General features: G+C 60.4%; 26 protein-coding genes and 1 pseudogene. 24 read left to right on the forward strand and 3 right to left on the reverse strand.

Going from position 1 to position 25990, the window contains the following annotated elements:
• Window positions 1-60: 60 nt before the first annotated feature.
• The 19 genes and pseudogenes from merR (at window position 61) to cntE (ending at window position 16229) form a co-directional block, all read left to right on the forward strand.
• Window positions 61-486: an Hg(II)-responsive transcriptional regulator gene (merR, locus tag H582_RS0112100; RefSeq protein WP_028598742.1), complete on the forward strand. Its 426-nt coding sequence runs from the start codon at window positions 61-63 to the stop codon at window positions 484-486.
• Window positions 483-734, forward strand: coding sequence for a hypothetical protein (locus tag H582_RS30920; protein WP_084137143.1), 252 nt, complete (start codon window positions 483-485; stop codon window positions 732-734). Before merR ends, H582_RS30920 begins: the two co-directional genes overlap by 4 nt.
• A gap of 11 nt (window positions 735-745) precedes the next feature.
• On the forward strand, window positions 746-1051 hold the full coding sequence (gene merT / locus H582_RS31880) for a mercuric transport protein MerT (RefSeq protein WP_164820105.1): 306 nt from the start codon (window positions 746-748) through the stop codon (window positions 1049-1051).
• A gap of 16 nt (window positions 1052-1067) precedes the next feature.
• Complete coding sequence (merP, locus tag H582_RS31885) at window positions 1068-1391, forward strand: mercury resistance system substrate-binding protein MerP (protein ID WP_127464349.1); 324 nt, start codon at window positions 1068-1070, stop codon at window positions 1389-1391.
• A gap of 3 nt (window positions 1392-1394) precedes the next feature.
• On the forward strand, window positions 1395-3035 hold the full coding sequence (gene merA, locus H582_RS30925; RefSeq protein ID WP_084137146.1) for a mercury(II) reductase: 1641 nt from the start codon (window positions 1395-1397) through the stop codon (window positions 3033-3035).
• Window positions 3036-3295: 260 nt separating this feature from the next.
• Complete coding sequence (locus tag H582_RS0112115; protein ID WP_028598744.1) at window positions 3296-3607, forward strand: ArsR/SmtB family transcription factor; 312 nt, start codon at window positions 3296-3298, stop codon at window positions 3605-3607.
• Between the two features lie 15 nt (window positions 3608-3622).
• A complete protein-coding gene (locus tag H582_RS27205) occupies window positions 3623-5032 on the forward strand; it encodes an arsenic transporter (RefSeq protein ID WP_043111223.1) in 1410 nt (469 codons plus the stop codon).
• Window positions 5033-5062: 30 nt separating this feature from the next.
• A complete protein-coding gene (gene arsC, locus H582_RS30930; protein WP_084137149.1) occupies window positions 5063-5488 on the forward strand; it encodes an arsenate reductase (thioredoxin) in 426 nt (141 codons plus the stop codon).
• A 10-nt stretch (window positions 5489-5498) separates the two neighbouring features.
• Entirely contained in the window at window positions 5499-5969 is a 471-nt protein-coding gene (locus H582_RS0112130) for an ArsI/CadI family heavy metal resistance metalloenzyme (protein WP_028598746.1), read from the forward strand.
• Window positions 5970-5972: 3 nt separating this feature from the next.
• Complete coding sequence (locus tag H582_RS0112135; RefSeq protein ID WP_028598747.1) at window positions 5973-6416, forward strand: protein-tyrosine phosphatase family protein; 444 nt, start codon at window positions 5973-5975, stop codon at window positions 6414-6416.
• Window positions 6417-6859: 443 nt separating this feature from the next.
• A complete protein-coding gene (gene ltrA / locus H582_RS27210; RefSeq protein WP_240479007.1) occupies window positions 6860-7741 on the forward strand; it encodes a group II intron reverse transcriptase/maturase in 882 nt (293 codons plus the stop codon).
• Between the two features lie 17 nt (window positions 7742-7758).
• On the forward strand, window positions 7759-8496 hold the full coding sequence (locus tag H582_RS27215; protein WP_240479008.1) for an SAM-dependent methyltransferase: 738 nt from the start codon (window positions 7759-7761) through the stop codon (window positions 8494-8496).
• The gene (locus tag H582_RS27220; protein WP_052333177.1) at window positions 8493-9860 is read left to right on the forward strand and encodes an opine metallophore biosynthesis dehydrogenase; all 1368 of its coding nucleotides are present in this window, start codon (window positions 8493-8495) and stop codon (window positions 9858-9860) included. The genes H582_RS27215 and H582_RS27220 overlap by 4 nt, the downstream gene beginning before the upstream one ends.
• 174 nt (window positions 9861-10034) lie before the next feature.
• Window positions 10035-11525 (forward strand): annotated as a pseudogene (gene cntA, locus H582_RS27225) (staphylopine-dependent metal ABC transporter substrate-binding lipoprotein); the annotation flags it as partial.
• Window positions 11526-11537: 12 nt separating this feature from the next.
• Entirely contained in the window at window positions 11538-12470 is a 933-nt protein-coding gene (gene opp1B, locus H582_RS0112160) for a nickel/cobalt ABC transporter permease (protein ID WP_028598748.1), read from the forward strand.
• A 1-nt stretch (window position 12471) separates the two neighbouring features.
• Window positions 12472-13371 carry a nickel/cobalt ABC transporter permease gene (gene opp1C / locus H582_RS0112165; protein WP_028598749.1) on the forward strand — a complete coding sequence of 300 codons (900 nt, stop codon included), beginning with the start codon at window positions 12472-12474 and terminating at the stop codon, window positions 13369-13371.
• Window positions 13371-14192, forward strand: coding sequence for an ATP-binding cassette domain-containing protein (locus H582_RS0112170; RefSeq protein ID WP_043111224.1), 822 nt, complete (start codon window positions 13371-13373; stop codon window positions 14190-14192). Before opp1C ends, H582_RS0112170 begins: the two co-directional genes overlap by 1 nt.
• Window positions 14179-14961, forward strand: coding sequence for an ABC transporter ATP-binding protein (locus tag H582_RS27230; RefSeq protein WP_052333178.1), 783 nt, complete (start codon window positions 14179-14181; stop codon window positions 14959-14961). The genes H582_RS0112170 and H582_RS27230 overlap by 14 nt, the downstream gene beginning before the upstream one ends.
• Window positions 14962-14969: 8 nt before the next feature.
• Window positions 14970-16229: a staphylopine family metallophore export MFS transporter CntE gene (cntE, locus tag H582_RS27235; RefSeq protein WP_101808259.1), complete on the forward strand. Its 1260-nt coding sequence runs from the start codon at window positions 14970-14972 to the stop codon at window positions 16227-16229.
• Between the two features lie 89 nt (window positions 16230-16318).
• Here cntE and H582_RS0112185 read toward each other — a convergent pair whose 3' ends face one another.
• Complete coding sequence (locus tag H582_RS0112185; protein WP_028598751.1) at window positions 16319-17956, reverse strand: esterase/lipase family protein; 1638 nt, start codon at window positions 17954-17956, stop codon at window positions 16319-16321.
• Between the two features lie 330 nt (window positions 17957-18286).
• Window positions 18287-19303, reverse strand: coding sequence for a LacI family DNA-binding transcriptional regulator (locus tag H582_RS0112190; protein WP_028598752.1), 1017 nt, complete (start codon window positions 19301-19303; stop codon window positions 18287-18289).
• A 290-nt stretch (window positions 19304-19593) separates the two neighbouring features.
• Between H582_RS0112190 and H582_RS0112195 the strand changes: the two genes are divergently transcribed.
• The 5 genes from H582_RS0112195 to H582_RS0112215 are packed head-to-tail and all read left to right on the forward strand — an operon-like array spanning window position 19594 to window position 24750.
• On the forward strand, window positions 19594-20928 hold the full coding sequence (locus tag H582_RS0112195; protein WP_028598753.1) for an ABC transporter substrate-binding protein: 1335 nt from the start codon (window positions 19594-19596) through the stop codon (window positions 20926-20928).
• 16 nt (window positions 20929-20944) lie between these two features.
• The gene (locus H582_RS0112200; protein ID WP_028598754.1) at window positions 20945-21820 is read left to right on the forward strand and encodes a carbohydrate ABC transporter permease; all 876 of its coding nucleotides are present in this window, start codon (window positions 20945-20947) and stop codon (window positions 21818-21820) included.
• Window positions 21807-22646, forward strand: coding sequence for a carbohydrate ABC transporter permease (locus tag H582_RS0112205; protein WP_028598755.1), 840 nt, complete (start codon window positions 21807-21809; stop codon window positions 22644-22646). Before H582_RS0112200 ends, H582_RS0112205 begins: the two co-directional genes overlap by 14 nt.
• A gap of 43 nt (window positions 22647-22689) precedes the next feature.
• Entirely contained in the window at window positions 22690-23628 is a 939-nt protein-coding gene (locus H582_RS0112210; protein WP_043111226.1) for an MTP-1 family protein, read from the forward strand.
• 60 nt (window positions 23629-23688) lie between these two features.
• Entirely contained in the window at window positions 23689-24750 is a 1062-nt protein-coding gene (locus H582_RS0112215) for a BtaManbiosPhlase (protein WP_028598757.1), read from the forward strand.
• A gap of 233 nt (window positions 24751-24983) precedes the next feature.
• Here the strand turns inward: H582_RS0112215 and H582_RS0112220 are convergent, their stop codons facing one another.
• A complete protein-coding gene (locus H582_RS0112220; RefSeq protein ID WP_028598758.1) occupies window positions 24984-25862 on the reverse strand; it encodes a radical SAM/SPASM domain-containing protein in 879 nt (292 codons plus the stop codon).
• Window positions 25863-25990 lie beyond the last annotated feature (128 nt).

Raw genomic sequence — 25990 nt, forward strand, 5'->3', positions numbered from 1 at the left:
AATAATCATTGACCCTGTACTATGGTACAGGGTTTATATTTAATTACGGGGTGAGAAAAGATGAAATACCGTTCTGGAGACATTGCCAAACTATGTAACGTTAACAAAGAAACACTGCGATATTATGAACGAAAAGGTTTGATTAGCGAACCTGTAAGGTCGGAGGCAGGTTACAGGCTTTATCCGGAAGATACGATAAACCGAATCACGTTCATTAAACGCATACAGGAGCTTGGTTTCACACTCTCCGAAGTTGATAAATTGCTTGGCGTCGTGGACAAAGACGATGTGCGATGTGCGGATATGAATGATTTCGTTGTTCAAAAGCTTGAAGATGTCCGGTTAAAAATAAGAGATCTTCAACGAATCGAAACGATGCTAAAAGATCTAAAAGGCCGCTGTCCCGATGAAAAAGCGATACATGAATGCCCAATCATCGAAGCGTTGATTGACGATGATCCAAAGGAAAAGGAGGAAATCAAATGAAAGAACATACAAAAAAATGGGGATGGGGCTTTTTAGCTCTGCTTTCGTGTCCTTGTCATCTCGTTTTGATTCTTCCTCTGCTTGCCGGTACTACGTTTGGTGCTTATTTTGCTGTCCATCAGACCGCCGCTAGTGTTATTTTTGCCGTTATATTTGTGATTTCTCTTTGGATGATGTTCAAACGAGCTGACAAAAAAGAAAAAGCTAATGCAACACACGACTGCTGCGCGGTTCCAGAGCGAAAATGAGGTGAATGATATTGAGAGAAAAACTAACAAGCTGGGGAGCGATATTATCGGCTTTTCTGATGTCCAGCTGTTGTCTCGGACCCATAATCCTCATTCCCCTTGGATTATCAGGTTTGGCGGGAACGCTTGCGATTTTTTCAATCCAGTACCAATTGTTTTTAATGATCATGACGTTAGTATTTCTTGGTGTTTCGTTTTATTTGGTTTATGGACGCAAACGCAAAAATAAAAGTACGGTCATCACCTTATGGATGACGACCATTTTAGTTTTAGGTGCATTTCTTTATTTAGGGTTGGCTGAAACAGGAATGCTATAAGAAAGAGGTGTTTTGTGTGAGAGCAACAATGGGAATTATGGTGTTATTATCACTGTTAGTATTGGGTACGGCATGTGGGAACAATGAAAAATCAGCGATAGCTGCGCAAAGTACAGCTGTTGCTAATCAATCGGTGGTGTTCACGGTGACGGGACTGGAATGTTGCCCGCCTTCTGTCATTCAAGATTTAATTCAAAAGGTAGACGGGGTCAGCAAAGTAGACATTGAACCCATGGGAAGCAAAGGGAAAGTAACGGTTGCCTTTGATGATAAGAAAACCGATTTGAAGCAGATTCAAGCATCGGTTACTCAATATGGATTTGGTGTAACGGGAGGATAAAAAATGAAAAAATACCGGATCAAAGTTCAAGGTATGACATGCAACGGCTGTGAAGAACACGTTGCAACAGCACTTGAACACATTGGAGCTGCGAATATTGAAGCGAGTTTTCGCCGCGAAGAAGCGACGTTTGAATTACCGGATGAAGTGGAGATTGATACAGCAAAAAAAGCCATCAACGAGGCAAAATATCAATCCGGTGATGCGGAAGTTCTCGAATCTCATAATGTTCCCAATCTTGGCGATGAGGGGGACTATGATTTTCTGATCATTGGTTCGGGTGGGGCCGCTTTTTCTGCTGCAATTCAAGCGGTCGAACATGGTGCAAAAGTGGCGATTATCGAGCGCGGAACAGTAGGCGGAACCTGCGTAAACATTGGCTGCGTGCCATCGAAAACCTTGCTTCGTGCTGGTGAAATCAATCACTTAGCGAAAAATAACCCTTTCTTGGGGCTACATACTTCCGCTAGTGCCGTTGATTTGGCTCAATTGGTTGAACAAAAAAATGAACTTGTAGCCGAAATGCGTGAACAAAAGTATGAACATTTAATTGGTGAATACGGATTTGAACTCATTCGCGGAGAAGCAAAATTCGTTGATGAAAAAACTATCGAGGTGAGTGGGCGAAAGCTTACCGCCAAACGGTTTTTAATCGCGACAGGAGCTTCACCGTCGATTCCTGATATTCCAGGACTAACAGACATTGATTATCTGACAAGCACGTCACTACTTGACCTTAAACAATTACCTAAAACGCTTGCTGTTATTGGTTCGGGGTATATCGCCATGGAATTAGGTCAACTGTTTCACAATTTAGGTACCGAAGTTACATTAATCCAAAGAAGTCCGCGAGTCTTTAAAGAGTACGATCCTGAAATCTCCGAGGCGGTGACTAAAGCAGTCATTGAGCAAGGGATTCAGGTTATTACCGGTGTAACCTATGAACGCGTTGAAGCGACTGGCAACTTTAAACAAGTCCATCTTTCAGTAAACGGTGAAACGAAAGTCATCGAAGCCGAGCAACTGCTTATTGCGACCGGCAGAAAACCAAATACGGAAGCCCTCAACCTTCGCGCTGCGAACGTCATTATAGGTTCAAAAGGCGAGATTGTTGTCGATGATTTTTTGAAAACCTCAAACCCAGGGATTTATGCCGCAGGTGATGTCACGATGGGGCCGCAGTTTGTGTACGTGGCCGCTTATGAAGGACGCATCGCGGCAGATAATGCAATTGGCGGGTTAGAGCGGAAAGTGAACCTTGAAGCTGTTCCTGGCGTTACGTTCACTTCTCCTTCCGTTGCTACGGTAGGACTTACGGAAGAACAAGCTAAGGCAAAGGGATATGAAGTTAAAACTTCCGTTCTCCCTTTGGATGCAGTGCCTAGAGCACTTGTAAATCGCGAAACGACAGGCGTTTTTAAGTTAGTTGCTGATTCCAAGTCGTTAAAACTATTAGGCGCCCATATTGTCGCTGAAAATGCTGGGGAAGTCATTTACGCCGCGACATTAGCGGTGAAATTCGGTTTAACAATTGAGGATTTACGTGATAGCCTTGCGCCGTATTTAACCATGGCGGAAGGATTAAAACTGGCAGCATTGACGTTCGATAAAGACGTTTCCAAATTGTCTTGTTGTGCTGGATAAATATTCGCATTGTCCTTTTCATTGACCGCAGCCCTTGTCTAAACCAAAGAAGCCTTCGCATCTGCAAGGGCTTTTTTTGGCATACGTAGCCTTTTTTCTAGCGGTTTACAAACTGTTCACAAATAATCGATTGATTATATAAGTAAATCCGTATATATTTATTGATGGGTTAAAATAGGCTGATGAGCCGTTATGTATTGTTTTCGGGACTACTCAAAGCGGCTTAAGGAGATCGTATAACAATTGAGGGGAGGTAAGGAATGGAACAAATCAATGAAATGGCAGAAAATCTTAAACTGCTTGGGGATAAAACCCGTCTTACGATGATGGCCTTATTAAAGGATCGCGCCCTTTGTGTTTGTGACATTGTGGAACTGCTGGAAACATCACAACCTAACGCCAGCCAGCATTTGCGTAAATTAAAGGCGGCGGGGCTAGTGAATGAAACACGTAAAGGACAATGGATTTATTATTCGTTAAATGTTGAAGATAAGCCCTATATTCAGGCGATCATGGGCTACCTTCCATCATTAAAAGAAAAAATCGATCAAATCAAAAATGATTGCGATTGAGTAGCGGAGGATTACATGGCTATTACTGCATTTCTTATTTTTTTATTTACCTTAACCTTTGTGATTTGGCAGCCAAAGGGACTAAATATCGGCTGGTCCGCAAGTGCTGGTGCGATCCTTGCTTTACTTTTCGGGGTGGTTAGCTTCGGAGACGTTGGTACCGTTACCGGCATCGTGTGGAACGCCACCTTGGCGTTCGTGGCCATTATTTTAATCTCATTGGTGCTTGATGAAATTGGATTTTTTGAGTGGGCGGCGTTACACATGGCTTGGCTGGCACGTGGAAATGGCATTCTCATGTTTGTGTTTATCATCCTGCTTGGATCGGCGGTCGCAGCCCTGTTTGCGAACGATGGCGCGGCCTTGATCATTACGCCCATTGTACTGGCTATGGTTCGGGCGCTTAAGTTTGATGACAAGATGATCCTGCCGTTTATTATAGCGAGTGGATTCATTGCCGATACGGCTTCCTTGCCACTTGTCGTCAGCAACTTGGTGAATATTGTATCTGCGGATTATTTTAACATCGGTTTTGCCGAATACGCGAGCCGCATGATTGTTCCAAATTTCTTTTCCGTCATTGCGAGCCTCATAGTGCTATATCTGTGTTTCCGGAAAAGCATCCCGAATCGATACAATCTCACGCAACTGAAAAGGCCGAAGGAAGCCATTAAGGATATGTGGCTGTTTAAGTTATCTTGGGTCATTTTAGCCGCGCTGCTCGTTGCGTATTTTATCAGCGAATTTTTCTCGATCCCTGTATCCATTATTGCTGGGGTTGCAGCGATTGCCTTTTTGTTCGCGGCAAGAAAAAGTCCTGCGATTCATACTTGGAAACTGGTAAAAGGCGCTCCCTGGGCTGTCGTGATCTTCTCTATCGGCATGTATGTGGTCGTTTATGGCTTGCGCAATGCCGGACTTACGGATGCACTAGGCAACGTCATTCAAGCGGTCGCAGACCAAGGTTTATTTGTGGCTACCGTAGGTATGGGCTTTATTGCAGCCATCCTGTCGTCCATTATGAACAACATGCCCACGGTCATGATCGATGCACTGGCCATCCAAGGCACGCAAACCGATGGGTTCATTCGTGAGGCGTTGATCTATGCGAATGTGATCGGTTCGGACTTAGGACCGAAAATTACGCCAATCGGCTCCCTGGCCACGCTGCTTTGGCTGCATGTCCTATCCACGAAAAATGTGAAAATCAGATGGGGCTATTATTTTAAAGTCGGTATCCTGCTAACCATTCCCACGTTGTTCATTACGCTCACCGGTCTTTATGTATGGCTTTATGTTCTCCAGACGCTACAGGTGAATGTATGGCTATGTATTGCGGTGACTGTGGTCGTCTTGGCGGTAGTTGTAATGATCATGAAGTTTTTTATGGGAAGTAGAGCGAAAAGAGTTCATCAAGGCGATTAACGAATTGAAATCAAAAGGAGATTGTTCACCATGGAGAAAAAACCGTTAGTTTATTTTTTGTGCACCGGAAATTCTTGCAGAAGCCAAATCGCGGACGGGTTTTTAAACGCGCTAGGCAGCGATAAATATGAAGTTAAAAGCGCAGGTCTTGAAGCACACGGACTGAATCCGCATGCGGTGCAGGTCATGCAAGAAGCTGGCGTAGATATTAGCAAAAACACCTCCGATGTGATCGATCCGGATATTTTGAATCGCGCCGATTATGTTATTACCCTGTGCGGCCACGCCGACGAGCATTGCCCTGTGATCTCCAACAAGAACGTAACGAAATGGCATTGGGGTTTTGATGATCCGGCAAAAGCAACCGGAACGGAAGACGAAATCATGAACCAGTTCCGCACCGTTCGCGATTCGATTAAGAGCCGGATTGAACAATTCGTCAAAGAAGGGAAATGAGGTGGCGACGATGATCAAACGAATGCATGTTGCTTTAAACTGTACGGAGCTGAACAAGTCTCTGGAGTTCTATCGCGCTTTTTTTGGGGCCGAACCGAGTAAGATTAAAGATAATTACGCCAAATTCGAGTTAGAAGAACCGGCGCTGCATTTTTCGCTCAATGTGCGCCCCTTCGAACAAAAGGGTGTACTGAACCACTTGGGATTCCAAGTCAATAATACGGAAGAAGTGCTGGCCATAGGGGAGAGGCTTCGTCAAAGCGGACTGCTGCTGATTGACGAGATGAATACCACATGCTGCTATGCGGTGCAGGATAAAGTTTGGGTGTATGATCCGGACGGCAACGCTTGGGAGATTTTCTACACAAAAGAAGATTCCGAATTCGAATCGGCCGGAGAAGCCAGGGATTTGTCCCTTTGCTGCGCGCCGCCAGCGGCCCCGGTTCCGATTGAGTTTGGATCGTTTAAAAAAGGAGTATAGTCTATGGCGTCTGAAAAAACCTACCATGCTTTGATTCCGGATAAAATTTTCATGGGCGCGGCAACTGATGTGGAATCGATGGTAAAAAATGAAGGTATCGACGTGATCGTGGATCTACGCGGCGAAGCGACGGAATGCGCCTATCCAGCGGCGAGTGCGAAATGGATTCAAATTCCGTTAGCAGATCATGCCGCTATGCCACAAGAAAAAGCCTTCGGTCAAGCGATCCAGGCCGTCACCGAAGCTTATCACCAAAACAAGAAAGTTGCTTTTCATTGTGGCGGAGGAAAGGGACGGACCGGTACGGTAGCCGCTGGCACCTTGCTTGCCTTGGGATTAAGCGATACGCTTGACGAAGCCGAGGCCAAGGCAAAGAGCATTCGCAATATCATTGATATTAAGCCATCACAGAGAGAATGTTTGCACCAACTATATCCCGGTAAATAAGCAAGCAAGAGACCACTCAGCCGAGTGGTTTTCTTTTTGGTGCGCCACGCATGGCGATTAACTAGGCGGTGAAAGTCCGCTGTGGGGGCTTGTAGTTGCCAACCACTAGCCAAGAGCAAGGGTGTCCATCGTGAGGTGGAATCTGAAGGAAGCTGGAGGCAAAATTCCGACCCGAGGAACACGAACATCATCAGGCATACGGTATGGGATGAGCTTGCTAAACAAAGCGAAGTCCAATTAACTACACGGACGTACCAATGTAAATGATGCGGGTGCATGGAAGGAAAGTGAATCGTCTTACCGTGGGAGGTCTCATGGACGTGAGGAGATGCACTTCAAATCACGGTTGAAACAAGAATTGCCATGAGAAGTCAGCAGACGCCATAGTACCGCATGCCATCGACAACATGCGGGAAGGGCTGAACCTAAGGAGGTGCAGGTCAATGAAAGTTACCAAGTCAGGGGTAAAGGGCAGCCAACTTCATAGAGAAGGCTCCACGCAAAAAGATAGTACGGAATACGAAGGATATGCGGGAGTGCACATCCCTGCAAGGATAACTGAAACGGACAACACCAATGCAGACTTGCCGAAGGAAGGACTGCTTGAGCGAATTGTGCGCAGAGACAATCTAAACGAAGCTTTCAAGAGGGTCAAAGCGAATAAAGGCTCTCACGGAATCGATGGGATGGAGGTAGATGAACTTCTACCCTATCTCAAAGAGAACGGAGAGGCACTCAGACAATCCATCCTGGACGGGAAGTACCGTCCGAAATCCGTTCGGAGGGTAGAAATCCCGAAAGAGAACGGAAAGAAAAGAAATCTAGGGATACCGACGGTAGTCGATCGAGTGATTCAGCAAGCCATCGCCCAGACGCTTACACCGATCTACGAGAAACAATTCTCGGAGAACAGTTTCGGTTTTCGCCCCAAACGAAGTGCACATCACGCTATTAGAAGAAGTCAAAGGAACATTCAAGAAGGATACAAGTACGTGGTGGACATGGACTTGGAGAAATACTTCGACACCGTGAACCAAAGTAAGCTCATCGAGGTATTGTCGAGAACGATCAAGGATGGACGGGTCATCTCACTCATACACAAATACCTAAAAGCCGGCGTCATTGTGAATCACAAGTTTGAGGAAACGGAAGTTGGGGTCCCTCAAGGGGGAAACTTAAGTCCAATACTCAGCAACATCATGCTGAATGAGTTGGACAAGGAGTTGGAAAGCAGAGGACACCGATTTGTCCGCTATGCGGACGACCTGCTTATCTTCTGTAAGAGCAGAAAGAGTGCCGAACGCACACTGACGAACTCCGGCTGACGACCGCTTACGACGGCTTGGGGGCTCATGCCGCCGACCTGCAGGAGCAGATCGACCGCTATTCGGAGCTTATTTTGGAGCCGGGCAGCGAACCGCTCTGGGAGGCGCTCGAGCAGCGCTCGCCGGTAGAAGCCGAGCGGCTTGCCGACGAGCTGCGGAGCCGCTCGGCTCTGGCTGTCGCGCAGATGGAGAAGCATCGCGCGCTGCGGCTGCTGGAGGGCGCGGAGAGTCCAGCCGCCTATTTCCGCAACATCGAGTCCTGCATCGAGGAGGAGTTCGGGCATTTCGCGGTGACGCCCGAGTCCAAGGTGCTGATGGTCGGCTCCGGCTCGTTCCCGATGACTCCGCTGCTGATCGCGCGCCGCACCGGCGCCGAGGTGCTGGGCGTGGACATCGACGCCGAGGCGGTCGAGCTGGGCCGCCAGGTGGCGCGCAAGCTCGGCCCGGAGCTGCCGATCCGGATCGAGCATGGGCATGCGCATGAGCAGCGCGGCCTGGAGGAGGTGACGCATCTGATCTTCAGCTCGACGATTCCGGTGAAGTACGAGCTGTTGGAGCGGCTGCATCCGCTCACCTCTCCGCGCGCGACAGCGGCGATGCGGTACGGCGACGGCTTCAAGTCGCTGTTCAACTACCCGATGCGCCAGGCCTTGGACAGCCGCTGGCTGCTGGCGGGCCGCACGCTGCGGCCCGACCGGATCTTCGACATCGCCCTCTATGTCAAGGATAGCGGCATGCCGGGAGGCGAACGATGAGCGCGCTCGGCCGGGTGCTCGTGCTCGGAACGGGGCCGGCCGCCGTGCAGCTGGCCGTGCTGTTCCGCCAGCGGCTGCAGGCGCCGGTCGGAATGGCCGGCAGGCGCTCGCTGCGGTCGGAGCCGTTTTTCGCCGCGGCGCAGCGGCAGGACCGACGGCTGCGCGCCGAGGTCCAGAACCGGCTGCATGAGCGGCTGGCTGGCGAATGCGCGCTGGAGTCGCTTCATGCCGGCATCGGCTCGGTCGAAGGGAGCTGGGACACGGCCGTGCTGGCCGTGACGGCCGATGCGTACGCCTCCGTGCTGGAGCAGCTGCCGGCAGAGGTGCGGAGCGGGCTGCGCCGGGTCGTGCTCGTCTCCCCGACGTTCGGCTCGGCGGGGCTCGTGCGCCAGCTGCTGAAGCGGCTGCGTGCGGCGCAGACGCGCGATGGCGGCTCGGCAGCGGCCGATCCGGAGATCATCAGCTTCTCGACCTACTTGGGAGATACGCGATGGTCGGCGGGCGGGCCGTCGGCCGCCGTGCTTACGACCGGCGTGAAGCGAAAGGTGTATGCCGGCTCCACGCAGGGGCGGACGGAGGCGCTGGACGCGCTCTGCGCCGCCTGGGCCGAGGCGGGAGTGAGGATCGAGACGCTCTCTTCGCCGCTCGAGGCGGAGACGCGCAACATCTCGCTGTACGTCCATCCGCCGCTGTTTTTCAACGCCTTTTCGCTGGATGCCGTGTTCGGCCGCGCGCAGTCGCCCGTCTACGTCTACAAGCTGTTTCCGGAAGGTCCGATTACGCCCGCGCTGATCCGCGACCTGCATGCGGCCTGGCTGGAGATCGGCGCGATTTGCGAGGCGTTGTCCGTGCCCCGCGTCAATCTGTTGAAATTCATGACCGACGACTGCTATCCGGTGCGGCCGGAAAGCTTGTCGCGGCTCGAGCTGGACCGCTTCCCGGAGCTGGACGCGGTGCATCAGCAGTATCTGCTCTACGTGCGCTACGCGTCGCTGCTCATTGATCCCTATTCGTCGCCCGACGACCAGGGACGCTATTTCGACTTCTCGGCCGTTCCGATCCGGCGCCTCTTCGTCGACGCCGACGGTCGCTGGGAGCTGCCGCGGATGCCCAAGGAGGACGTCTACCGCACGCGCATCCTGCAGGGCATCGCCCGCCGGCTCGGCGTCCGGACGCCGACGGTCGACCGCTTCCTTTCCCTGTTCGACGAGCGGCTGGCCGAGGCCCGGCAGGAGCTGGAGGGGCAGCCGCTGTCCGAGGCGCTCCTCGGCTGCGACGGCCGCGATCAGCTCGAGCTGATCGTCCAGGATCTGCCCGCGGCAGCCGCCTCGGGAACGGGCGCGCCATCCGCTCCACAAGCCTGATTTCATTCACCCATCCAGGAGGAACCATGAATCTTATCACGAGCAAGAGAACAACCAGCACGTCGAATTCCGGATTCCGCATCGCCCGTTGGCTGGCCGTCCCGGCCGCCGCGTTGATGCTGCTCGCAGCGGGCTGCGGAGTCTCAGAGGACAAAGCCGATCCGGGCGCGCGGGATCGTGTACGCGACGGCCAAGGACATCAACGACATGAACCCGCATCTCTACCCGGGCTCCATGGCGGCGCAAGGCATGATCTACGAATCTCTGATCGAAAAGACGGAGAGCGGCTTCGCGCCGCTGCTCGCGGAATCGTGGGAGGTGTCGGACGACGGCCTCGCCTACACGTTCCATCTGCGTCAAGGCGTGACATTCCATGACGGCGCTCCTTTCAACGCGGAGGCGGTGAAGAAGAACATCGACGCGGTGCAGGCGAACGCCGAGCGCCACGCCTGGATCAAGCTGTCGGCCAAGCTCAAGCAGGTCACGGTCCTGGACGAGCATACGGTGCGGCTGGAGCTGTCCGAGCCGTACGCGCCGACGCTGCTGGAGCTGTCGATGACGCGGCCGTACGTGTTCCTTTCCCCGAACGACTTCAAGGATGGCGGGACGAAGGACGGCGTGCAGGGACATGACGGCACGGGGCCGTACCGCCTGGCCGAGCAGAAGCAGGACCAGTACGCGGTGTTCGAGGCCAACGAGGACTATTGGGCCGGGGCGCCTGCGGTGAAGCGGATTACGGCCAAGGTGCTGCCGACCGGCGAGACGACGCTGCTCGCGCTGCAGAAGGGGGAAGTGAACTTCCTCTTCACCGACGACCGCGGCGCGGACAGCCTGGACGTCGAGGCGATGCAGAGCCTCGTGGACACCGGCAAGTACCAGCTGCTGCGCAGCAAGCCGATGAACACGAAGCTGATCGCGGCCAACAGCAGCCGCGCCGACAGCCCGGTCGGCGAGCGGGCGGTGCGCGAGGCGCTCTGGCATGCCGTCGACCGCGACACGATCGCCGGGACGCTGCTGCACGGCACGGAGACGCCCGCAGAGGCGCTGTTCTCTCCGAATACCCCTTATGCGGACCTTGATCTACCCAAGCGGGCGTATGACCTGAAGCGCGCCGCCGAGCTGCTTGAGGAGGCCGGCTGGAAGCAGGGCGACGGCGGCATCCGGACCAAGGCGGGCAAGCCGCTCGCGCTCCAGCTCGTGTACGATGCGGCGTCGCTGTCGCAAAAGACGGAGGCCGAGCTGATCCAAAGCGCCGGCGCCTCCATCGGGATGAAGCTGGAGCTGGTCGGAGAGCCTTCGCCGTCGCTGGCGGCCCGCCGCGCGTCAGGCGATTACGACCTGCTGTTCAACCAGACCTGGGGACTGGCCTACGATCCTCAGAGCACGATCGCCTCGTTCACGGCAGAGTCCTCCTATCGCCATACGACGAGCGGCATCGAGCGCGCCGAGGAGCTGTATGCCGAGATCGAGGAGGCGGCGCGCACGACGGACGAAGCGGCGCGCAAGCAGCTGTACCGGGACATCCTGAAGACGGTCCATGACGAGGCGGTCTTCATCCCGATCAGTCACGGCGGCGTGACCGTCGTCGCGCCGAGCGACCTCGACGGCGTGGCCTTCAAGCAGACGCAGTTCGAGCTGCCGTTCGAGCAGATGAAATTCCGCTAGGAGGAGGCGACGATGCTTCGATATGCGGCACGCCGGGCGCTGGCCGCGGTTCCGCTGCTGGCGGCGATCTCGTTTCTTGCTTTCCTGTTGAACCAGCTTGCCCCGATCGAGCCGGCCGTGGCGGTGCTGCACGCGCAGGGCGTGCCCCAGGCGACGGAGGAGCTGATCGCGGCCAAGCGGACCGAGCTGGGGCTCGACCGTCCGCTGCCGATCCGCTACGCGGAGTGGCTGCTGTCCGCGCTGAAGCTCGATTTCGGCCAATCCTACGTCACGGGCCAGCCGGTGCTGGCGCTGCTCTGTCCCGCCCTTCTCCACACGCTTCAGCTGGCGGCCGTTTCCTTCGCCGTGATCGTGCTGCTGTCGATCGGCCTCGGCGTCTTTTGCGCCTTGCGCGAGGGCACGCGGCTCGACCAAGGAACGCGGGCGGCCGCCTTTTTCCTGACGGCGCTGCCGCCCTACCTGCTGGCGGCGGGGCTTGTCTGGCTGCTGTCGGTCAAGCTGGACCTGCTGCCGACGAGCGGCCTCGGCGGGCCGGCCAGCTTCGTGCTGCCGGCCGCCGTGCTGGCGGCCGGTTATGCCGGCGTTTATTTCCGCGTCATCCGCAGCTCCATGATCGCCGGCCGCCATGACGACTCGATCCTTTACGGCCGGGCATGCGGACTGCCGGAGCGGACGCTGACGCTGCGGATGCTCGTCCAGTCGCTGCGGCTGACCGTCCCGATCTTCGCGATGGCGGTGCCGATCCTGCTCGGCAGCACGGTCGTCGTGGAGAACGTATTCGCCTGGCCGGGCCTCGGCACGATGAGCGTCAAGGCGATCCTCAGCCGCGACTACCCGGTCATCCAGGCGTTCGTGCTGCTGCTGGCGTCTGCGTTTGTCCTCTTCAACGCCGCCGCGGACATCGTCGGCGCGATGCTCGATCCCCGGCTCAGAAAGGAGCTGTGACATGAAGCGACTGCAACGCCTTTTATCGGACCGTCTGGCTGCCGCTTCGCTGGCCGTGCTGGCGGCGATCCTGGCCGCAGGCGCGCTGGCGCCGTGGATCGCGCCGCATCCGCCGGACGAGGTGGACATGGCGCTGCGCTATGCGCCCTGGTCGCTGGACTATCCGCTCGGCAACGATCAGCTCGGACGCTGCGTGCTGTCGCGGGTGCTGCACGGCATCCGGCCGAGCGTGCTGTACGTGCTCGCGGCGGTGCTCGCCTCCGCCGGCTTCGGCACGGCGGTCGGCATGGCCGCGGGCCTGCTGCGGGGCCGGACGGACGCGCTGCTTATGCGGCTTTGCGACGTCATGCTGTCCTTTCCCGGCTATGTCATGACGCTGGCGGTGATCGGCGTGCTCGGCACGGGTCTGGCGAACATCCTGCTGGCGTTCATCCTGATGAAATGGGCGTGGTTCGCCCGCGTCGCCCGGACCGCCGTCCAGCGGCATGCGGACGCCGGCTACGTGCTGTTCGCCCGCACGCTCGGTGCCGGACGGCTGACGCTGCTGCGCCGGCATCTGCTGCCGGCCTGCCTGCCGGAGCTGGCCGTGCTCGCGAGCGGATCGTTCGGCACGACGCTGCTGCAGGTGTCCGGGCTCTCGTTCCTCGGCCTGGGCATCCAGGCGCCGCATGCGGAGTGGGGCATGATGCTCAGCGAGGCGAGGCAGGCGATGTTCTCCCGTCCGGAGCAGCTGCTCGCCCCCGGCTTCATGATCGTGCTGACCGTCTCGGCCGTGAATTTCCTGTCCGACGCGCTCCAGACGGCGCTTGATCCGCAGGCCGGCGGACCACGGCAGGCGGCAGCCGTGCCCGGCGAGCCGGAGGCGGCTGCGGCGGCCATGCTGCGCAAGGAGGCGGTCTGATGAACGTGCTGGAAGTAGACGGACTGGCGATCGCAAGCCGCTCGAGCGGGCGTTTGCTCGTGCCGGGCCTTTCCTTTCGGGTGCGGGAGGGCAGCTGTCTGGCCATCGTCGGGGAGAGCGGCAGCGGCAAGTCGATCTCCTGCAAGGCGATCGCCAGGCTCAATCCGCCCGACCTGAGGCAGACCGGCAGCATCCGCTTTCGCGGGACGGAGCTGTCGGCTCTGCCGGAGCGGGAGCTGCGGCGGCTGCGCGGACGGCGGATCGGCCTGATCCTGCAGCACGGCATGCGGGCGTTCGACCCCGCGCGGCGGGTCGGCCGGCAGACGGAGGCGGTGCTGCGCACGCATCACGGCTGGAGCGCCGAGGAGGCAGGCGAAAGGATGGCCGCCGCGATGGAGACGATGCTGCTGAAGGAGCCGCGGTCGCTGCTGGAGCGGTTCCCGCATGAGCTGTCGGGAGGCATGCTGCAGCGGCTCATGATCGCGCTGTCGATCGTGCTGCAGCCGGATCTCGTCATCGCCGACGAGCCGACGACGGCGCTTGACGCCGCCTCCCGGTACGAGGCGGTGCGGCAGCTGATGCTGCTGCGGGAGCAGGCGGGCTGCTCGCTCATCCTGATCTCGCACGATCTGGCGGCGGTCGAGCGCATCGCCGACGACGTGCTCGTGCTGCGGCAGGGCATCGCGGTGGAGAGCGGGCGGGCGCAGGATGTGCTGTCCGCGCCGCAGCATGCGTACACGCGCATGCTGACGGAGGCGAGGCGCTCGCTGACCGCTCGCTTCGAGCAGGCTTGGGGAGGCGATGTCCATGCTGGCTGCTGAAGGCATCGCCAAATCGTATTCGTCCCGTCCGGGCAGGCGGGCCCAGCGGCAGGCCGTGCTGGAGGAGGTGACGCTCCGCTGCGCCGAGGGCGAATGCCTCGGCATCATCGGCGCGAGCGGCAGCGGCAAATCGACGCTCGGACGGATTCTCCTCGGGCTGGAGCGCCCCGATCAGGGAAAGGTGACGATCGACGGACGGGAGCGGGCGCATCGCGACGCGGTGAGCGCCGTCTTTCAAGACTACCGCTCCTCGATCCATCCGTTCTTCACGGTGCGGCAGGCGCTGCTCGAGCCGCTGCGGGGAAAAAGGCTCGGCCGCGCAGAGACGGACCGCAGGCTGGAGGAGATGCTGGAGCAGGTCGGGCTGGACGGCTCGTACCTCGAGCGCTATCCGCATGAGCTGTCCGGCGGGCAAGCCCAGCGGGTCTGCATCGCCCGGGCGCTGCTGACGGGCGCGCGCTGGATCGTGCTCGACGAGGCGGTCAGCTCGCTGGACGCCTCGGTGCAGGCGCAGGTGCTGGAGCTGCTGGAGCGGATCCGCGGCATGCACGGCATCGGCTATCTGTTCATTACGCATGATCTGGAAGCGGCGGCCTTTTTATGCGACCGCATCGCGATCCTGCACGAGGGGCGGATCGTCGAGACGCTCGCCCGCGGACGGCTCGGCGAGGCTCGGCATCCGTACGCGCGGGAGCTTCTGGCTCTGTTCCGGAGCGGCCTTGGGACAGGGACGGGCGCCTTGAACGCGGATAAGGAGGGAAAAGGATGAAAAAGCCTCTGGCGGCCGCGCTGTCGGGGCCGTTCCTGCGGCTGTACAGCCTGACGCTGCTGTACTTCAGCGCCAATGCGATTTTGAACGTGCTCATCCCGCTGAAGGGCGAGTCGCTCGGCGCGAGCAACGCGGCGATCGGCGTCGTGATGGGGGCCTATCTGTTCACGACGATGCTGCTGCGCCCATGGGCGGGCCATCTGATCGGACGCCACGGCCCGATCCGGGTGCTGCGCGCGATCCTCGTCCTGAACGCGGCCGCGCTCGCGCTGTATGCGTTCACGGGACTGGAAGGCTACTTTGCCGCGCGCGTCCTGCAGGGCGTCTGCACGGCCTTCTTCTCGATGGCGCTGCAGCTGGGCCTGATCGATGCGCTTCCGGAGAAAGAACGCTCGCAGGGCATCTCGATGTACTCGCTTTGCGCGACGATGCCGGGCATCATCGGGCCGCTGCTCGCGATCGGCCTGTGGCAGGCGCAAAATCCGGCGCTGCTGGCCGCCGTGCTGCTCGGTCTCGGCGCCGCGACGGGCTTGGTCGGCTGCACGGCGAGGCTCGGCAAGCCGGCCGCGCAAGGGGGCGGCCCGGACGGCGCGGTTCCGGGCCCGCAGGCGGGCCGCGCGTCGGCCTCGCCGCAGCTCGGCGCAGGGGGCGGCGCGCTGCGGCGCTCGTTCCGCGAGCTGGCCGCGCAGCCGCAGCTGCGGCGATGCAGCGTGCTCATGCTGGCCGGCTCGGTCGTGTTCGGCGCCGCGACGACGTTCATCCCGCTGTATGCCGCGCAGGTGAGCGGCGGCAGCGCGGCCGCCTACCTCATGCTGCAGGCGGGCGTCGTGGTGGCGGCGCGGTTTTGGCTGCGCAAGCGGATTCCGTCCGACGGACGCTGGCATCCTTCGTTCATGGCGGCGGTGCTGGTCAGCCTGGCGGCTGCGGCGCTATGCGTCGGCCTCGCCGCCTACGGCGGCGCTGCGGCGTTTTATCTGGGCGCGCTGCTGATGGGGCTCGCCCAGGCGATGCTTTATCCGGCGCTGACGACGTATCTGTCGTTCACGCTCCGTCCCGAGAGCCGCAACGTGCAGATGGGGCTGTTCATCGCGATGGCCGATCTCGGCGTCTCGCTGGGCAGCATCGTCATGGGGCCGGTCGCCGATCTGTTCTCCTATTCGGCCATGTACCTGCTGTGCGCGGCTCTGGCGGCCTCGCTGCTGCTCGTCTCCGCTCGCGAGACGCGCAGCAGCGCCCGCGAGGCGGAGCTCCCGCAAGGCTTGGCCTAGGCCTAGACGAATCAGGACGCTTCGAAAAGCCGGAAGCCGCCTTCGCTCTCATGCGAAGGCGGCTTCCGGCTTTTATGGCGTCAGTCCGATTACGGCCCGACCTTGCCCTGCGGATCGAGCACGGCGAAGTTGTAGTTGACCGAGCGCACGACCCGCTCGCCGCGAGCGTTCACGCCCTCCGCGTCGAACGACAGATTGTAGACGCCGGGCTCGTAAGGAGCGGTCAGCGAGACAGAGGCGGCCGAGCCGGCGATGGCGGCGTCGGGAAGCGTGCGCAGCGAGGCGGAGGAGCGCCCCGGGATCGACTTCGTCAGCGACGGCTTTTTGAACAGCCCTTGCACCGGCTTGCCGAGATCGACGGAGAGGGCGACAGGCTCGCCCGGGCGGTAGAGCTTTTTCGGCGCGGCAATCCGCATCGTGCTGGGGCTGTCCAGGCGGGCGAGGGCGAAGTAGGCGTCGCCGCTGCCGCCCAGCTGCAGCTTCCACTCGCCCGCCTCCGGCTGGTTGATGTGGAAGACGCGCCGGACGGCGCCGGCGAATACGTCGGCGGACGCCGAGTCCGGCGGAGCGGCCTCCGCGGCGTGCGCTTGGCCCGACGGCGACAGCAGGATGGCCGTGCTGCCCGCCTGCGCGGTCATCACCTCGAGCGACAGCGACGTCAGCCCGCTCTCGAGCGGGAACGAAGCGGATGCGGAGCCGTCCAGCGCTCCGCCGCGCAGGATGAGCCCGGCCGGCTCGTCTGCGCCCGCTTGGCGGGACCCGGATGCCGCCTCCGGCACTGCTTCGCCGGCGACCGGTCCGCCGCCGGACGCCTGCAGCCCTCCGGCCAGCGAGGCGGCCGGGAGAGCGAGCTTCGGCCGCACGAGGCTCCACGTCTGCGAAGCTCGCGCCATCGCGCTATGGGAAATATTTTTCGTGAAGCTTTGGATGCCGTACGGCAGGCCGAGCGCCGAGTAGAGCGAGACGGCGCCGTCATCCTCTCCGGGCAGCACCGCGTGGGCGAACCAGTAGCTCGTGAAGATGCCGTCGTCGCCCATGCCGCCCGACATGTAGGTGCGGGTCGCCTGGACCTCCGGCCGCGCGTCGGTCTGCGAGCGGAAGCCCGCCATGTACGACGTCTGCAGCGAGTATACGGCGTCGTCCTGCTGGCCGATGATGGAGCCGAGCCAGGACGTCCAGCTGCCGTAGGCCATGTCGGCGAGCTCGGAGCCGAGATTGGGCGTGGACAGCTGATGCACGACGTTCACATACGGGGAGGCGCCGTAGTGGACAAGCGCCGTCTGCGTGTCGATGCCGCCTTTGGAGTGGGCGATGATGTTCAGCTTGGGCACGTTGTAGTAGGCCGCAACCTTGCGGATGACGGAGGCGAGCAGCGCGCCGTTGGTCCACATGCTGCCGCCGTCGCCGTCCGCGTCCTTCAGCTGCACGAAGGCGGTGCGGTAGCCGGCGTTGTAGGCGGCTTCATAGTAGCTGTCCTCGAGCGTCCAGCGGTCCATCGTGGAGTGCAGTCCTTGGACGAACAGCAGCACCGGCTTGGACGAGGATTGCGGCGGCACCGCTCCGGTGTACCAGTTGCCGGCTTGGCCGGCGGCGTTTTCTTGATGGAGCTGGGGGGCGGGAGGGGCGGCGTGGACCGGAACGGCTGCCAGCAGGCTGAGAGCGAGCAGGGCGGCGGAGGCGAGCGGCGCTTTGGAGCGGACGGAGGCGGAGAGGCGGCGGATGGACATCAATCGGATTCCCCTTTCGAAGGAAGGATGCTTGCCTTTCCATATTAAGGAATCATTGTCAGCACGGTATGTGCGTCGAGTGAATAAAGGGTAAACGCTCCGTGCCGGCCGTCTGCGGCTCGGCCGCGATGGAAAGGCGGCTCCTTGATAGGTATCCATTTTCATGCCGCAGCATGCCGAACAAGCCTGCTTCGAGTCCAGACGCTCGAGGCAGGCTTGTTCGGCATGCTCGGAGAGCAGAAGCCGCCTGTGCTCAGGCAGAGGCGGCTGGCCGCATCCGAGCGACAGCGCGCTGGCCGGCAGCCGGCGGAGATCAGGCCGCCCGCTTCTTCACCGGGCCGGAGGCGCGGTCGACTCGCGCACGACGAGCCGGGTCGGCAGCAGCGTCTCGGTGCGGGGGCGCGATGGATCGTCGAGCCGCCGGAGCAGCTGCTCGACCGCGCAGCTCGCATAGAGCGGCAGGTCGACATCGACCGTCGTGATCGGCGGCGTGGCGAGGCGCGACAGATAGCCGTTGTCGAAGCTGACGACCGACGCGTCGCCGGGCACGGACAGGCCGAGCTGCTGCAGGGCGGAGCTCGTCATGAAGCCATAGCCGTCGTTGACGCAGAACCAGGCGGTGGCGAGGCGGGCCGCCGGCTCCAGCCGCCGCCGCACCTCGTCGCTGTCCTCGGCGACATCGGTCAGCAGGCACGGCTCGGGCAGCTCGAGGCCGAGCTCCCAAGCGGCCAGCCGCACCCCCTCGAGCCGCTCGTAGTAGCTCGGGGAAAATTCGATGCTGCCGACGAAGCCGATGCGGCGATGTCCGAGTCCGTGCAGATGGCGCACCGCCTCGTAGGCGCTGAAGCGGTTGTTCGTCAGGATCGAGTCGGCGGCGAGCTCCGGATGATGATGGTCGATCAGCACGGCGGGAATGCCGGTGCCCAGGACGGCCTTCAGATAATCATTGGTGATGTGGGAGAGGATGAGCACGCCGTCGACCGTCTTGTTCTCGAGGAATGGCGGCAGCTCCAGCGCCTCGGCTTCCTTCGGGCTGACGGACTGGATGACGAGCTCGCAGCCGCTTCGCTTCAGCTCCCGGTCGATGCTCAGATAGATGTCGCCGAAGAAGCCTTTTTGGGAAAAGGCGAAATCGGAGGCGAGCAGCGCGATCGTGCGCGACGCCGCCCCGGGCTCCGGCGACTGGCCTCGGCGGCTGTACGTGTAGCCCATCTCCTCGGCCGTCTTCTGGATGAGCTGCCGCGTCTCGTCGCTGACGCCGGCCTTGCCGGTCAGCGCTTGCGAGACGGAATTTTTGGAAAGATTAAGCCTGTCGGCAATCGCTTGCATCGTTACTTTCGTCTTCACGTTCGTCAACCCCTGTTACGGACTAGCTTCATTGTTCCGGTTGCGCGCCGGCCTGTCAAGGCAAGCGGGAGCTCGGAGCCGGAACGGGCTGTCCTTCCTCCATTGTAACGTTACAAACTGAAAATGTAAATCAGATCATTCCGTTTACATAAAGCTGATCCATAAGTTTGTCACTTGACATGAACCGTTTTCAAGCCCATAATGGACCCCGTAACCCCTTACAATCAGCATTACTTTTATCATGACAACTTTACAGAAATCATGACAACTTAAAGGGAGGCACAACAAAGATGAAAAAGAGAGTCCCTATGGTCCTGTCCGTCGCGCTGATGGCCGGCTTGCTGTCGGCCTGCTCCACCGGCCAAGGCGGCCAGACCGGAAGCGAAGGCGGAGGAGAGTCGTCGGACGGCGTGACGACGATCGAATTCTGGGCTGCGCCGAACCCGACGCAGCAGGCGTTCTGGCAGGAGATGGCCGATGCGTACGAGGCGCAGAACGGCAAGGTGAAGATCAACGTCAGCGCGATCAAGGAATCGCCGACCTCGGAGGCGAGCATCCAGGCCGCGCTGGCGGCCAAGAGCGCGCCGACGATGTCCGAGAACATTAACCGCGGTTTCGCGGCCCAGCTGGCAAGCAGCCAGGCGCTCGTGCCGCTCGATACGCTGGAGGGCTTCGACGAGATCGTGCAGGGCCGCAGCATGACCCAGACGATCGAGCCGTGGACGTTCGCGGACGGCCACCAGTACGTGCTGCCGATCTACTCCAATCCGATGCTGTTCGGCTGGCGCCTCGACATCATCCGGGACCTCGGCTACAGCGAGCCGCCGCAGACGTACGGCGAGATCCTTGAGCTGACCAAGAAGCTCAAGGCCAAGCACGGCGACAAGAAATACCTGTGGGCCAAGCCGGATCTGGCCGACCCGACGGCGTGGAAGCGCTGGTTCGACTTCTACATGCTGTATGACGCGGCCTCCGGCGGCAACAAGTTCATCGAAGGCGACGCCTTCACCGGCGACGAGAAGGCGGGCGTCGAGGTGCTGTCGTTCGTGGACGACCTGCGCAAGGAGAAGGGGCTGCTCGCCCGCCAGGTGACCGACCCGTTCGAGAACGGCACGGGCGTCTTCACCGACGTCGGTCCGTGGACGTTCACGACCTGGGCGGAGAAGTATCCGAACCTGAAGTACAATGAGACGTACGCGCTGACGATGCCGCCGGTGCCGGACGGCATGGACCCGGCCGACAGCAAGACGTTCGCCGATACGAAAGGGCTCGTCGTGTACGCCTCGGCGACGAAGGAGCAGCAGGCGGCGGCGATCGACTTCATCCAGTGGGTGTACGGCGACGCCAACAACGACGCGGCCTGGTTCGAGAAGACGAACCTGCCTCCGGCGCGCGACGACCTGTCGACGAACGAGTCGTTCCAGGCGGTGCTGGACAAGAGCCCGCAGCTGAAGCCGTACGCGGAAAACGTGCCGAACGCCGTGCCGCCGATGGACAATGCGAAGTACAACGACCTCCAGACGATCATCGGCACGGAGGCGTTCAATAAAGTCGTCAAGGGCGAAATCGCCCCTGCGGAGGGCTGGGCGGCTATGAAGGCCGCGCTGGAGAAAGCCCTGGACTAAGGGAGGTCTTCTCGTCATGGACCAACGCAACAACAAGCTGGGCTGGCTGTTCGCCAGCCCTTACCTCATCTATTCGCTGCTGTTCTTCTTCATCCCGCTGATCTGGTCGATCTTCCTGTCCGTCACCGACTGGGATCTGATCGCGCCGACGTTCAACGTGGTCGGCTTCGAGAACTTCCTCGAGGCGCTGCGCTCGCCGAGCGTGCATGCGGCGTTCTGGAACACGTACAAGTTCATGATGATCTTCGTGCCGCTGGTGACGGCGCTGGCGATCGGAGTGGCCGTGCTCGTGCATGGACTGCCCCGGTTCAAGGGACTGTTCCTGATCGGCTTCTTCCTGCCCTACCTGAGCTCGGGCGTCGTCTCGGCGCTGATCGTCAAAGGACTGCTGTCCTACACGAGCCCGGTCAACGAGTTCCTGCGCGGCATCGGGCTGGACATCAACTGGCTCGGCTCGCCGCTGTCCGCGCTGTTCGTCGTCGGCCTCATCCTCGCCTGGAAGTTCACCGGCTATTATGCCCTCATCCTCACCTCGGGCCTGGAGAGCATCGACAAGGAAGTGTACGAGGCGGCCGCGATCGACGGCGTCAAGGACGGCCAGCGGTTCTGGCGGATCACGCTGCCGCTGCTGTATCCGTCGCTGTACACGACGCTCATCCTGGGCTTCGGCGTCACGTTCGGCATCTTCACCGAGGTGTACCAGCTGACGGGCGGCGGCCCGGGCAACGCGACGAACACCTGGCAGATGGAGATCTTCAAGCAGGCGTTCTCCAACATGCAGGTCGGCTACGCGTCGGCGGTCGCGCTGCTGGCATCGGTGGCGACGTTCATCTCGATCTTCGCCATCCGCAAAATTCTGGAGATATGGGGGAAGCGAAATGGTTGGGTCTAAACGCCGCAGCGGCTCGAGGCGAGCCATCCGCTATCTCCTCGCCCTCGCGCTCCTGCTCGTCATGGTGTATCCGTATCTGTACATGGTGCTGAGCTCGTTCGCGGACTGGACGCAGATCGACAAGCAGCTGCTGCCGACGAAGTTCACGACGAAGTCGTACGAATGGCTGTTCAGCGGCGGCGAGGCGGGCGTCACCCGGCCGTGGCTGAACGCGTTCCTGAACAGCGTCGTCGTCTCGGCGGCCTCGACCGCGCTGATGATGCTGTTCGGCATCATGGTCGCCTATGCGCTGTCCAAGCTGAACTTTTTCGGCCGCCATGCGATCAACAACTTCGTCCTGTTCCATATGTTCTTCCCGGCCATCATCCTGCTGGTGCCGACGTTCCTCATCATCCAGCGGGCCGGCCTGTACGACACCTATCTCGGCCTGATCGTGCCGAAGGCGGTCAGCCTGTGGGCGATCTTCATGTACACGAACTTCTTCAAGGCCGTGCCGTCGACGTTCATCGAAGCGGCCAAGCTCGACGGAGCGTCGGATCTGAAGATCATGTTCCGCATCATGCTGCCGATGTCGAAGTCGATCACGACGGTCATCTTCCTGTTCCTGCTCATGGAGCGGTGGACGGAGCTGCTGTGGGACATGATCGCGGTCAAGAGCGATTCGATGCTGACGCTGAACGTGCTGCTGTCGCAGATGTTCGGGCCGTACGGGTCGTATCCGGGTCCGCTCTACGCGGCCTCGACGATCCTCACGCTGCCGATCATCGTGCTGTTCCTGATCTTCAGCAAGAAGTTCCAGGAGGGCATGCAGTTCAGCCTGAAATAATCGTCCCGGCTCCGGCCGGGCTTCGCGGGAGGAGAATGGATTCATGAGCCAGCTGCAACCGGCTCCGGCGCCATGCGCCGAGCTGCTGAGAGAATATCGGGCCGCCGGCCCCGCCGCGCGCGAGCCGCGCCGCATCCCGTTCGCAGGCGTCGGCGGCAAGGACGTCTACAACATCGCCGCCCCGTTCGAGGACGAGGGCCGGACGGTTCTTCCCGGACGCGTCGAGTCGCGCGACAGCGAGCATTCCGACATCGTCTTTTTCGCCGAAACGGACGGCGCCTGGCTGCCGATCGAGGGAGCGCCGGTCCTGCGGCTGCAGGACCCGTTCCACAGCCGCATCGGCGGCGAGCTCGTCGTCGGCGGCGTGGAGATCTTCCCGCATCCCGAGCGGGCCGACGCGCTGATGTGGCGGACCGTGCTCTACCGGGGCCAGGGCCTCCGCGACCTGCGCCGCTTTTTCGAAGGACCGGACGGCATGAAGGACATCCGCCTCGCGGAGCTTGCGGACGGGGGCGTCGGCGTGTTCACGCGGCCTCAGGGCGAGAAGGGCGGCCGCGGCAAGATCGGCTACGTCCGCGTCGGCTCGCTGGACGGCCTGACGGTCCGGGCCATCGACGAAGCTCCGCTGCTCGAGGGACAGTTCGCCGAGGGCGAATGGGGCGGAGCCAACGAGACCCATCTCCTGCCGGGCGGCCGCATCGGCGTGCTCGGCCATATCGCCTGCTTCGATGAAGCGGGCGATCGCCACTACTATCCGATGGCGTTCGAGTTCGATCCGGCGTCGGAGGCTTGGAGCGGCCTGCGCCTGATCGGCGAGCGCCGCGACTTCCTGCCTGGCCCGGCCAAGCGGCCTGATCTGGAGGATGTCGTGTTCAGCGGCGGCCTGATCCGCGGCGGCGACGGCAGAGCCGTGCTATACGCGGGCACCAGCGACGCCGACGCGCAGACGCTGGACATTCCGGACCCGTTCGCCGGCCGGTAAGAGCCCGGGCGGCATGCAGCGAGAGCCTGCACAGCTTAGACCACGAAGGAGCTGCTACGCATGAATGTTTACCGATATGAGCAAAATCCGCTGGTGACGCCGGCCGACGTGAAGCCGCATCGCGACGATTTCGAGGTGATCGGCGCCTTCAACGCCGGGGTGGCGGAGTACGGCGGGGAGGTCATCCTGCTGCTGCGCGTGGCGGAGCGGCCGATCAGCCCGGATCCGTCCGTTGTGCTGGCCCCTGTCTATAACGTGGAGAAAGGCGAGCTCGACCTCGTTCCGATCCGCAAGGACGACGAGAGCTACGACTTCTCCGATCCGCGCGTCATCGTGCGGCGCGACCAGGCGCCGGCTTTCGAATACTTGACGTCGCTGTCGTACCTGCGCATCGCCCGCAGCCGCGACGGACGGAATTTCACGATCGACGACGAGCCGTTCATCTATCCGTCGCAGCCGCTGGAGAGCTTCGGCATCGAGGATCCGCGCATCACGCAGATCGGCGATACGTACTATATCTATTTCTCGGCGGTGTCGCCGGTCGGCATCGGCGAGTCGCTCGTCTCGACCAAGGACTTCAAGACCATGGAGCATCACGGCATGATCTTCGGGCCGGACAACAAGGACGTGCTCATCTTCCCGGAGCGCATCGGCGGCAAGCATTACGCCCTGCACCGGCCGACGACCAAAAGCTGCGGCCGCCCGGAAATGTGGATCGCCGAGTCGGACAACCTGCTCTATTGGGGCAACCACCGGCATCTGATCGGGCTGCGCGACGGCATGTGGGACAGCGGCCGCATCGGCGGCGGCGCGGTGCCGATCCGCACGGACCGCGGCTGGCTGGAGCTGTACCATGGCGCGACCAAGGACCACCGCTACTGCATGGGCGCGGTGCTGCTCGACCTGGACGATCCGTCCCGGGTCGTCGCCCGCTCGGGCCGGCCGATTCTGGAGCCGGATGCCGCCTACGAGGCGGACGGCTTCTTCGGCGGCGTCGTGTTCTCGTGCGGCGCGCTGGTCGACGGCGATGTCGTCCGCATGTACTACGGCGCGGCCGATACGTCGATGGCCTGCGCCGAGCTCAGCCTCGCGGAGATTTTGGACAGCCTGGAGCCGGTCTGAGGCGATGGGGCGTCCGTCGCCGTCCTGCCGGGACGGCGGCGAGTCCCCGATCGGGCTGGAAAGGGCGCAAGCCCAAAAAAGCATGGTTCCCTTTCAAGGGAGCCATGCTTTTTTGCTGTTTGCTCGCCGCGCCTCGGAGCATCCTCCAGACCAAGTCCGCCCGCCGATCCGCCGGCGGCCAAGCGGGACGGCCAAGCGGGTGCGGGCGCGCCTCGCTGAAGCGGCAGCCCGGCCTACGTGCCGAAGCGCTTGCGGTAGCCGCATTTGCGGCACAGCTCCTCGACCGCTTCGCGGCGGGAGAAGCCGTCATACAGCTTTTGCGCGCGATCGCCCTGGATGATGTCGGAGAAGCTCGCCTGATTGATGTTGCCAAGGTTGATGATGCCTTCGCCGTCGAGGCAGCAGGGCACGACGGTGCCGTTCGCCAGGATGGCGGCCTGGTTGCGCAGGCCGTGGCAGAAGCCTTTGCCGTCATCCTCCTCGGCGTTCAGGTCGGGCCACTCGAACTCGTGGTCCTGGTTCAGGTAGAAGCGGTCGGCCAGCTTGAGCCCCGAGCCGCGCTTGAACTGCTCCTCGATCGGCTCCGTCAGGCCGAGCTCGCGCTCGATGATCGCCAGCACCTCGCGGTTGCGCTTCAGCTCCAGATTGGTCGCATTGTCCTTGCGCAGGTTCCAGAGGCGGAGCGAGAACAGGACGTCCGTCGACGCCAGCGCTTCCTGGATGAACGTCAGGATCGTCGTGACGTACGCTTCCTTGTCGGTGGAGCCGGCATGGCCGTCGAAGCTGTGCAGCGAGAAGTTCATCTGCCGCAGCGCCGGCTTGCCGAGCAGCTTGGCCTTGTTTTTTTCGATCAGCGTGCCGTTCGTCGTGATGTTCACCTTGAAGCCTTTGTCGTGGCTGATGTCGAGCAGCTGGTCGAGCTTCGGATGCAGCAGCGGCTCGCCTTTTACATGAAGGTAGACGGAATCCGTATAGGGCTTGATCTCGTCCAGCCGCTTGGCGAAGTCCTCGGGCTTCAGGAAGCTTTTTTCCCGCAGCGTCGGCGGACAGAAGTGGCAGGCCAAGTTGCAGACGCTCGTGATTTCGATATAGAATTTCTGGAATTTCTTCATCGGTGCTGGCCTCGATTCGGTTATGCGGGATGATGGCGGCGGCGTCTGCGAATGGATGAAAGGATGCAGAGCCCTCGAATATCATACCATTTCGCGCGTGATTCGGCTCCTTCTCTTTTCTAATGCTT

Source organism: Paenibacillus pasadenensis DSM 19293 (genome assembly GCF_000422485.1).
Taxonomy (GTDB): domain Bacteria; phylum Bacillota; class Bacilli; order Paenibacillales; family Paenibacillaceae; genus Paenibacillus_O; species Paenibacillus_O pasadenensis.